This is a genomic window from Vogesella oryzae (genome assembly GCF_902829295.1).
Classification (GTDB): domain Bacteria; phylum Pseudomonadota; class Gammaproteobacteria; order Burkholderiales; family Chromobacteriaceae; genus Vogesella; species Vogesella oryzae.
This window is the reverse complement of sequence record NZ_CADEPL010000047.1, coordinates 1-9,674: the sequence shown is the minus strand read 5'-3', so window position 1 is coordinate 9,674 and position 9,674 is coordinate 1. Positions and strand designations below refer to the sequence as shown.

Below are 9,674 nucleotides of genomic sequence, written 5' to 3'. Positions count from 1 at the left end.
TTGATAATCTAACAATATACTAATACTCCTTACGAACATCATGGACATCAACACCATACTGGTTGTATACGTGATCTTGCATTGGTTTCATTCACAGCTTAGTTATGTTTTTTTTTTTTTAAAAGCAAAAGCGGGTAACGGGATGGGGGGTCCGGCTCGGGGCCCGGGAGATTTGTAAAAGGGCCGGGGCGGGGGGTCGGGGGGGGGGGGCGACCTCCGGCCGGCATAGCCTGGCGACTAGGCCGGTGCTGCGGTGTTCAGGGCTCCAGCCGCTCGATGCCCAGGGTCTTCAGCACGTATTTTTCGTAAACCGGTTCCGAGGAGCCGGTTTTCATTTTGTGCAGGAAGTATTTCTCGAACGCGACCTTGGCCAGGTGTACCCATTTACCTTTCTTGAACCAGTTCACATTGCGCGGCGGCAGTTGCGGCAGGGCCACGAAGGCGGCGCCGGTATCGCCCATGTCGGCCAGGCAGATGGCGTTCCAGCTGGCCTTGGCGTTGGCGGGTTCGCCGTGCAGCTCGGCACGGATGTTGTGCACGATGGCGCTGACCATGGTTTCGATCATGTAGCCGGTCTTGGGGGCGCCGGTCGGCACCGGGGTGACCTCTACCGGCGGAATCGCCACGCATACGCCGGCCGAGAAGATGTTGCGGTATTTCTTGCTGCGCTGGAATTCGTCGATCAGCACAAAACCGCGCGGGTTGCACAGACCGTCCACAGCCGCCACCGCATCCACCCCCTTGAACGCCGGCAGCATCATGCTGAAGGCGAACGGCAGCTCGTGTTCCTTGCGTACGGTGCCGTCGTCGTTGATCTCGGTGACCAGCATTTTGCCGTCTTCCACCTGGGTGGTCCGGGCATTGGTGATCCACTTGATGTCGTTGTTGCGGAACTCGCTCTCCAGCAGCGACTTGGAATCGCCGACACCGCCCAGCCCCAGGTGGCCGATGTAGGGCTCGCTGCTGACATAGGTCATCGGTACCTTGTGGCGCAGTTTACGGCGCCGCAAGTCGGTATTGAGGATGAAGGCGAACTCGTAAGCCGGACCGAAACAGGAGGCGCCGGGCATGGCGCCGACGATGATCGGCCCCGGATTCTGCAGAAAGCGCTGGTAGGCTTCGTTGGTCTGCAAGGCGTGTTGCAGCGTGCAGATGGACTGGGTGTAGCCGCCGTGCGGGCCGCTGCCGGCCACCTCTTCGAAGGCAAGCTTGGGCCCGGTGGTAATCACCAGATAGTCGTAGTCCAGTTGCTGGCCGTCGGCCAGCGTCAGCTGGTTGTGGTCGGCATCGATGCGGCTGACTGGCCGGGCGATGAAGGCGATGCCCTTTTTCTCCAGATAGGGACGAATGGGGAACGAGATGGCATCGGCCTCGCGCCAACCGACCGCAACCCACGGGTTGGAGGGCACGAACTGGAACTGCTCGTTGCTGTTGAGCACGGTAATGCGGCATTCCTTGCCCAGCTTTTCCTGCAGCTCGTAGGCGGCGGGCATGCCGCCGGTGCCCGCGCCGATAACGACGATGTGCTTCATCTCTCTCTCCTCCAGCTGGTGCCGGTTTGTGTTGTCCTGCCTTAATTAAAATATAGAAATATATAATGTAAAGCCGCAATTAACCGGCGCCTGGTGTAGATCAGGTGGCGAAGCAAAAGAAGTCGGGCTGTTGGCCGCCGCTGGGGCGCTGGCGGCCGCCGTGGTGCGCGGCTGGCGGTCTGCTACGGCTGCTGGGGCAGGCCGTGGGCCTCGATTTCGACCAGCAAGTCGCTGCGGCAGACATCGGCCTGCACGTACACGGCGCGGATGTCCGGGCCAAGCAACTGTTGCAGCGTGTTGCGCACCGCCGGGTAGTCGGCGGCGTGACGGATGTACACGCGGTAGTCCAGCTCGGCGAGGGTGAAACCGCTGCCGGGGGCCGCCAGATTGGCCTGCTCCACCAGTACGCCGATATTGGCGACGGTTTCCCGCGTCTGGGCGACGACATCACCGATATGCACGGTGTCGTGGCCGATGATGCTGGCGGTGCCGGAGATAAACAGGATGGGCAGCCCGCCGCTGTGTGCCACCGCCGCGCGGGTAAAGGTCGGGCTGCGTGGCCCGTATTGCCGCGGGTAGGAGAAGGCACTGGTCTGGCGCGGGTTTTCGATACACAGCGGCGCCTGGCGTGCCGCCAGAAAGGCGATGCTCAGCGGACCATCCACCACGCCCAGTGCGCAGGCCGCGGGGCTGCTGTTCACCGGGCGCGCGAAATCGGCAAACGCCTCGTGGCGACCGATGTTGAACTGGCGGTAGCGTTCCAGCCCGTGTTCTATCTCGTTGATGCGCGGTACGTAGTTCCATACCCGCCACAGGTGCGGAAATCCCTCGGCTTCCAGCAGCGAAAACAGCTGGCGGTAGGCGCGCTCGGCGGCCAGTTGCAAGGCGGTGCCGGTATCGGAGCCATGGGTCTCCGGCAGCTCGATCACGCCAAACAGCAGCTCGTCACTGGCGCTGAAATGCACGTCGCCGACGCGGCCACGGCGGCAGCTGGCGGCGCTGAACCAGTATTCGTGCAGCTGTGGCGCGCTGCTGCCAAGCAGCGGTACGCGCACCTGCTGTACAGGCCAGGCGTGGCTGGTTGCCGGTTGCTGCAGGCTGCTCATGCCGAGGATGCCGGCATCGGGTGGCAGCGACTGGGGAGCGTTAGCGGCACGGTGGCACTGGAAGAACTGCAGGCGGGTATCTTGATTCATGATGCGGGTGTTTCGGCTGCTACTGCTGAACAAGGGTTACAAGGTTGGCCGCAGGCCGGCGCCCTGGGCATGGGCTTTCAGGCCGGTGAGCCAGGCACTGCCCAGCCCCAGCAGCGTGCCGGCGATGACGTCGAGCGCCACGTGCTGTTTGACCGCCATGGTGGAATAGGCAATCGCCACGCACCACAGGATGTTGAGCCATTGCAGCGGCCGGCCCAGCTGCAGCAGGCGCAGGCGCCAGTGCAGCCACAGGGCGGAGAACACGGCGGTGGCCACGTGCAGGGACGGAAAGGCATTGCCGGCGGTGTCCACGTTTTTCAGGAACGCCACTCCCGGGTATAGCCGCCAGTCAATATCGGCCGGGGCGATGGCGTTGGGCCAGAAATAGAACACCGCCAGCCCGGCAAGGCACGGCACGGCGACCTTGACGCCATAGCTGACAATCTCGCTGCGGCTGAGCATCAGCACGGTCGGCAGCGAGACATAAGCCCACAGCGACAGGTACACCGGCAAGGCCCAGGGCTGAAAGCCGATCAGCCGGTCCGGCGCCGTGGCGGGAATGATGCTGACGGCAGCAGCCGGGTGCCTGAGCAGATAAAGGTAGGCGACAAAAAACACCAGGGTGAAGCCCATGGTGCCGAACATCTTGAACCAGAAGTGGGCCATCACGGTGGCCACGACGCTGCTCCGGGCGGGCGGCTTGCTGATCACTTCGCTGTTCAAAACGATTCCTTAGATAGGGGTAGGGCCGGTGCGGAAGGTAGTATGCCGCTGGGGATGTTTGTTATACTCGCCGATTGATTTTTCGCGAATACACACAGGTATTTATCGCAACGTCGGCCAAAGAAATCCGGGCTAATCCCGTGGCATTGCCCGATTGCTGCGCGATGATACCGAAACTGTGTGAGGTTGGCGATTCCCCGCATTTTCAATAAACAAACCCTATTTATCGCAAATTATGGAACAAGCTACTGCACCGGATCTGGCCCTGGAACGTGAAATTGCCGGCCATATCGTTACCGCGCTGAACCTGGACATCGCGGCCGAGGAGATCGTTCCCGAAGCACCGCTGTATGGCGACCAGCTGGGCATCGATTCCATCGATATCCTGGAAATCGCGCTGGTGATGTCCAAACAGTACGGCGTGCAGTTGAAGGCCGACAGCGCCGACAACACGGCCATTTTCGCCTCGCTGCGCGCGCTGGCTGCCTACATCGGCGAGCACCGCAGTAAATGACCCGGCTGTGGCGCAGTTTGCGCCTGGTCCTGCTGGCCCTGGTGGCGGGTGCTTACCTGGTGCTGGACTATCTGGCATCGTCCTCCAGCCAGCCGCCACTGTATGCCGTACTGATCGGCGCCATTCCGCTGACCGCCGGGGTGTTGCTGGCCTGCTGGAACTCGGCGTTTCGCGTGCCTGCGCTGCTGCTGTGCGGCGGCGGCCTGCTGGCGGTGGCGCTGAATATCGATCGTCTGCTGGCGCATGCCGCCTGGCTGTACTTCTTTCAGCACGCCGGCATCATGACCAGCCTCGGCATCATGTTCGGCAGCACGCTGGGCAGCCATGAAGGGGCGCTGTGCTCGCGCATTGCCCGCATTGCCATCAGTGAGCCGCTGGATGCCCGTTACCTGCACTACACCTGGAAAGTGACCCTGGCCTGGACGCTGTACTTCGCCGCCAGTGCCGGCATGTCGCTGCTGCTGTTCGCGTTTGCGCCGCTGGCGACCTGGGCGCTGTTCGCCTCGCTGTTTACGCCGGTGTCGCTGGGGCTGATGTTCGGTGGCGAATATCTGATCCGCCTGCGCGCGCTGCCGGGACAACCGCACTTCAGCATTGCCCAGACTATCCAGTCCTATCGCAAATACACGCAGTGCCGGGATGCCAAGTAAGTCCGGGCTGTCGATTCTGATGCCGTTAATTTCATGAGCCTGATACCGCTGCTTCCTGCTGCCGATCCCCGTACGCCGTTTGCCTACCGCCATGGCGACGTGATCGACCGCGACACTTTTCACGCCCAGGTGATGGCGCTGGCCGCCGCCCTGCCGGAAGGCGGGCGGGTGATGAACCTGTGCGCCGACCGCTACTGGTTTGCGGTGGCACTGTTTGCCGCCATTGCCCGCGGCATGCTCACCGTGTTGCCCAATTCGGCGGCGCCGGAGCATATCGCCACGGTGGCGGCCGAGCAGCCGGGCGTACTGGTGCTGGGCGATCAGACCGACAGCCCGGTAACCGGGCTGCCGTATTTCCGCGTCGACGTGGCAGCCGCCGCGCCGCGGCCAACCCTGGGCGACATGCCGCTGATCGATTTCGACCAGCGCGTTACCTGCATGTACACCTCCGGTTCCACCGGCACGCCGATGCCGCACTACAAAACCTTCGGTCGCCTGCAACTGGCGATCCTGGCCGGGGCAGAGCGGGTGTGGGCGGCAGCCGGTGCGCCGTGTTCGGTGGTGGGCACGGTGCCGATCCGCCACATGTACGGGCTGGAGTCCAGCGTGCTGCTGCCCATCCTTGCCGCTGGCCGCATGTCGTCGCAGATTCCGTTTTTTCCGGCCGATATCGCCGCCAGCCTGGCGGAGATGCCGGCGCCGCGACTGCTGGTGATCACGCCGTTCCACCTGCGCAAGCTGCTGGAGGCAGAGATTGCGCTACCGGAAATCGCCGTGATCCTGTCCGCTACCGCGCCGTTGTCGATCGAGTTGGCCGCACAGGCGCGGGCGCAGCTGGGCTGTCCGGTGCTGGAGATCTACGGCTCTACCGAAACCGGACAGGTCGCCACTCGCGAAACCGATCGCGACAGCACCTGGCATACCCTGCACGGCATTACGCTGGAACAGCGCGACGAGGAGTTCTGGGCGGTGGGCAAGGTGTACCAAACGCCGCAGATGCTCAACGACACCATCGAGCTGTTCAGCCGCGAGCGCTTCCGGCTGGTTGACCGCAAGGCCAATATGATCAACGTTGCCGGCAAACGCAGCTCGCTGTCCTTCCTCAATGCCACGCTCACCGCGCTGCCCGGCGTGGTGGATGGCGTGTTCTGTGTGCCGGAACGCGGCGGCGACGGCGAAGTCGAGCGGCTGGCTGCCTTCGTGGTGGCACCGGGACTGGATCGCGCGCAGATTCTGGCCGGCCTGCGCCAGCACATCGACACGGTGTTCCTGCCGCGCCACGTGGTGTTTGTCGACAGCCTGGCGCGCGACGGCAATGGCAAGGTACTGGCCAGCACCTTGCAGGGGCTGATTGCGCAACACATTCCGGCACGGGGCTAGCATGCAACAGCTTATTCTCGATATCGCCAGCGATCATCCGGCCTACGCCGGCCACTTTCCCGGCAACCCGGTATTGCCGGGCGTGGTGCTGCTGGACCATGCCATGCTGGCCATCGAGGCCGCGACCGGCCTGCAGCTGGCCGGGCTGGCGCTGGCCAAGTTCCACTCTCCGGTGAGTCCGGGGCAGGCGCTGCAGCTGGCATTCCGCCATGACGCGGCGCTGGTGGCATTCACCATCAGCCACCAGGAGCGCAAGGTGGCGGATGGCAAGTTCACCCTCGCCGGAGAGCAGGCCTGATGGGCGGGCCGGATGCGGCCAACTCCGCTGCGTCGACGCCGGCCTGGTTGCAGCAGCGCGAGCGCGGCAGCCAGTTCTGGTTGCGCATCATGTCCACGCTGTCCTGCCTGCTGGGGCGGCGCTGTTCGCGGCTGGTGCTGTACGGCATTGCCGCCTACTTTGTGCTGTTCGGCGGCCGCGCCGGGCGTGCGTCGCGGGCTTACCTTGCGCGCAGCCTCGGTCGCCCGCCGCGCTGGCACGAGCGCTACCGTCATGTGCTGAACTTTGCCAGCACCATCCACGACCGCGTCTACCTGCTGCGCGAGCGTTTCGACGATTTCAGCATCGAGTTGTCCGGTACCGAAGCGCTGCACGCCTACTGCGACCGCGGCCAGGGTGTGCTGCTGTTCGGCGCCCACCTCGGCAGCTTCGAAGTGCTGCGCAGCATGGCGCTTCATCGCCCAGGGCTGCAGATCAGCATGGCGATGTATCCGGAAAACGCGCGCCAGATCAACCAGGCATTGCAGGCCATCAATCCGGCGGCACAGCAGGACATCATCGCGCTGGGCACGCTGGATGCCATGCTGGCGGTGCATCAGCGGCTGGAGGACGGTGCGCTGGTCGGCATTCTGGCCGATCGCGCCGCCGGGCCGGACCAGTACCTGAGCCGTGCGCTGCTGGGCAAGGCGGCGCGCTTCCCTACGGCCCGTTCCGCATGGCGGCGATGCTGCAACAGCCGGTGTTTTTCATGGCCGGCATCTATCTGGGCGGCAACCGCTACCGCGTGCATTTCGAGTTGCTGGAAGATTTTTCGGCGGCGGAACGCCTGCCGCGGGAACAAAGGTTGGCCACACTGCTCGACAAGTATGTGGCGGCGCTGGAGCGGCACTGCCGCGCCTATCCGTTCAACTGGTTCAATTTTTACGATTTCTGGGATGAAAGCTAGACAGAGCATGCGTGTATCCATCATGAGCAAGACCGTGGCCGGCCTGGCCGTGTTGTTGGCTGCCGGCCTGTGCCAGGCCGCCGAGCTGAGCGTGGCAGACCTGATGCAGATGCTGGGGCAGAAGAAATCCGGCACCGCCACCTTTGTCGAGAAGAAGTACATCGCCATGCTCAAGCAGCCGCTGGAGTCCTCCGGCGAGCTGGCCTTTACCGCGCCGGACCGGCTGGAAAAGCGCACCCTCAAGCCGAAGGTCGAGGCGGTGGTGCTGGAAGGCAACAAGCTGCAGCTGGAGCGCAGCGACGGCCGCAAGATGACGGTGGCGCTGTCCGACCGTCCGGAAGTGGCGGCGGTTGTGGAGAGCATCCGCGCCACCCTGTCCGGTGACCGTGGCGGGCTGGAGCGCTTCTACACCCTGGCACTCAGCGGCGACGCCGGGCAGTGGCTGCTGAACCTGACCCCGACCCAGCCGCGGATGCAGAAAGTGATCAGCCAGATCCGCATCGCCGGCAACCAGGCACAGGTCCGCAGCATCGAATTCCTGCAGGCCGACGGCGACCGTTCGGAAATGACCATTACCAGTACCAGCAGCAAATGAAGCCAGGCCGTTACCCGCTGGCCCTGCTTGCCTGGCTGCTGCTGATGCTGGCAGCGGTGGCGGTGATCGTGCAGACCCGTTTTGTCGCCGACCTGTCGGCGTTCATGCCCAAGGTACCCAGCGCGCGCCAGCAGATGCTGATCGACCAGCTGCGTGATGGCGCCATCGCCCGCCTGGTGCTGGTCGGCATCGAAGGCGGCGACGAGGCCGAGCGCGGCCGGCTGTCCCGCCAGTTGCAGGCGCGGCTGGCGCACAATCCGCGCTTTACCGCGGTGCAGAATGGCGATGGCCAGAGCCAGCAGCGCGACCAGCAGTATTTCTTCAATAACCGTTACCTGCTGAGTCCGGCAGTGACGCCGCAGCGCTTTACCGCGGCGGGCCTGCAGGCGGCCATTCAGGACACGCTGGATGCCATGTCCGGTGACGCCGGCCTGGTGGTGAAAAAAATCCTGCCGCGCGACCCCAGCGGCGAAACGCTGCAAATCCTCGACCAGTTCCTCGGCGAGAGCCAGCCCAATAGCAGCAACGATATCTGGGTGTCGCGCGATGGCAAGCGCGCGGTGCTGCTGTTGCAGTTGGCCGAATCCGGACTGGATACCGATGCCCAGGCAGCGGCACTGGCCGAGGTGCGGCAGCCCTTCGAGCAGCTGCCTGCCCGCCATGCCGATACCCGGCTGGTGATGAGCGGCACCAGTGTGATGTCGGTGGCGTCGCGCGACATCATCAAGAGCGAGGTGGAGCGGCTGGCCACGCTGGGTACCGTGCTGGTGGTGGCATTGCTGCTGCTGGTGTACCGCTCGCTGCCGTTATTGCTGCTGGGGCTGATCCCGGTGCTGTCCGGCGCGCTGGTGGGGGTTGCCAGCGTCAGCCTGGGATTCGGCCACGTGCACGGGCTGACTCTGGGCTTTGGCACCACGCTGATCGGCGAGGCGGTCGATTACTCCATCTATCTGTTCATCCAGCGTGCCGGCGGCAACGAGCCGCGCCATTTCTGGCGCACCATCCGCCTTGGCGTGCTTACCTCGGTCACCGGCTTTGCCGCGCTGATGTGTTCCAGCTTTCCCGGTTTGTCGCAGCTGGGGCTGTATTCCATCAGCGGACTGGTGACCGCCGCGCTGGTGACCCGCTACATCCTGCCGGGGCTGATGCCGGCCCGGCTCAACCTGCGTGACCTCAGCGGGCCGGGGCTGTGGCTGCAAAAAGTGCTGGATGGTCTGACCCACCTGCGCTGGTTGCTGGCGGCGGCACTGTTGGCCGCAGTGGCGGTGCTGGTGTTCAATCCGCAGGACATCTGGAGCCGCCAGCTGAATGCGCTCAGCTCCATCTCCAAGGCGCAGAACCAGCTGGATGCCGAACTGCGTGGCGATCTGGGCGGCAACGATATGCGTTATGTCGCCAGCATCAGCGCGCCGGACCAGGAAAGCGCCTTGCAGCTGGCCGAACGCAGCCGTCGCGTGTTGCTGCAACTGCAGCGCGACGGGGTGATCGGCGGCTTCCATACCCCGGACGAATTGTTGCCCAGTCAGGCCAGCCAGCGCGCGCGCCAGGCAGTGCTGCCGGCGACGGCCGAGCTGCAGCAACGTCTGCAGCAGGCATTGCAGCACATGCCGCTGGAGGCCGGGCAGCTGCAGGGCTTCGTGACGGATGTAGCCAACAGTCGCAGCCAGCCGCTGTTAACGCGGCAGAGCCTGCACGGCAGCGCCAGCAGCGTGTTGCTGGATTCGATGCTGATCAAGCGCGATGGCAGCTATCTGGTGCTGATGCCGCTGCGGCCAACCGGCGAGGGCGCACAGGGCGACCAGATCGCGCTGGACAAGGTACGCGCGGCGCTGGCCGGCCAGCAGCTGGCACAGGTGACGGT

The 9,674-nt window shown here is 64.3% G+C and carries 9 protein-coding genes; 6 read left to right on the top strand and 3 right to left on the bottom strand.

From position 1 onward, the window contains the following. Positions 1 to 257: 257 nt before the first annotated feature. From HU218_RS13490 to HU218_RS13480, 3 genes are all read right to left on the bottom strand, one after another. Positions 258 to 1,532, bottom strand: a complete 1,275-nt coding sequence (locus tag HU218_RS13490) for an NAD(P)/FAD-dependent oxidoreductase (protein WP_174875456.1) — start codon at positions 1,530 to 1,532, stop codon at positions 258 to 260. 182 nt (positions 1,533 to 1,714) lie between these two features. Beyond that, positions 1,715 to 2,728, bottom strand: coding sequence for a chorismate transformation FkbO/Hyg5 family protein (locus HU218_RS13485; RefSeq protein WP_246211142.1), 1,014 nt, complete (start codon positions 2,726 to 2,728; stop codon positions 1,715 to 1,717). Between the two features lie 36 nt (positions 2,729 to 2,764). Beyond that, a complete protein-coding gene (locus HU218_RS13480) occupies positions 2,765 to 3,406 on the bottom strand; it encodes a phosphatase PAP2 family protein (protein WP_246211140.1) in 642 nt (213 codons plus the stop codon). A gap of 280 nt (positions 3,407 to 3,686) precedes the next feature. Between HU218_RS13480 and HU218_RS13475 the strand changes: the two genes are divergently transcribed. From HU218_RS13475 to HU218_RS13445, 6 genes are all read left to right on the top strand, one after another. Further along, complete coding sequence (locus HU218_RS13475) at positions 3,687 to 3,965, top strand: phosphopantetheine-binding protein (protein WP_174875454.1); 279 nt, start codon at positions 3,687 to 3,689, stop codon at positions 3,963 to 3,965. Beyond that, positions 3,962 to 4,615: a COG4648 family protein gene (locus tag HU218_RS13470; RefSeq protein WP_174875453.1), complete on the top strand. Its 654-nt coding sequence runs from the start codon at positions 3,962 to 3,964 to the stop codon at positions 4,613 to 4,615. The genes HU218_RS13475 and HU218_RS13470 overlap by 4 nt, the downstream gene beginning before the upstream one ends. Positions 4,616 to 4,648: 33 nt before the next feature. Beyond that, positions 4,649 to 5,995: an AMP-binding protein gene (locus tag HU218_RS13465; protein ID WP_174875452.1), complete on the top strand. Its 1,347-nt coding sequence runs from the start codon at positions 4,649 to 4,651 to the stop codon at positions 5,993 to 5,995. 1 nt (position 5,996) lies between these two features. Then, positions 5,997 to 6,293, top strand: a complete 297-nt coding sequence (locus HU218_RS13460) for an ApeI family dehydratase (RefSeq protein WP_174875451.1) — start codon at positions 5,997 to 5,999, stop codon at positions 6,291 to 6,293. Then, positions 6,293 to 7,813: an LpxL/LpxP family acyltransferase gene (locus tag HU218_RS16960; RefSeq protein ID WP_246211127.1), complete on the top strand. Its 1,521-nt coding sequence runs from the start codon at positions 6,293 to 6,295 to the stop codon at positions 7,811 to 7,813. Before HU218_RS13460 ends, HU218_RS16960 begins: the two co-directional genes overlap by 1 nt. Then, positions 7,810 to 9,674 (top strand): MMPL family transporter (locus HU218_RS13445; RefSeq protein ID WP_174875449.1); only part of this gene is annotated, 1,865 nt, incomplete at its 3' end. The genes HU218_RS16960 and HU218_RS13445, both read left to right, overlap by 4 nt.

What these genes read in the sequence shown, in the direction of transcription:
- HU218_RS13470 (WP_174875453.1), top strand. Translation starts at nt 3,962, where the DNA reads ATGACCCGGCTGTGGCGCAGTTTGCGCCTGGTCCTGCTGGCCCTGGTG.
- HU218_RS16960 (WP_246211127.1), top strand. Translation starts at nt 6,293, where the DNA reads ATGGGCGGGCCGGATGCGGCCAACTCCGCTGCGTCGACGCCGGCCTGG.
- HU218_RS13490 (WP_174875456.1), bottom strand. Translation starts at nt 1,532, where the DNA reads ATGAAGCACATCGTCGTTATCGGCGCGGGCACCGGCGGCATGCCCGCC.
- HU218_RS13460 (WP_174875451.1), top strand. Translation starts at nt 5,997, where the DNA reads ATGCAACAGCTTATTCTCGATATCGCCAGCGATCATCCGGCCTACGCC.
- HU218_RS13485 (WP_246211142.1), bottom strand. Translation starts at nt 2,728, where the DNA reads ATGAATCAAGATACCCGCCTGCAGTTCTTCCAGTGCCACCGTGCCGCT.
- HU218_RS13475 (WP_174875454.1), top strand. Translation starts at nt 3,687, where the DNA reads ATGGAACAAGCTACTGCACCGGATCTGGCCCTGGAACGTGAAATTGCC.
- HU218_RS13465 (WP_174875452.1), top strand. Translation starts at nt 4,649, where the DNA reads ATGAGCCTGATACCGCTGCTTCCTGCTGCCGATCCCCGTACGCCGTTT.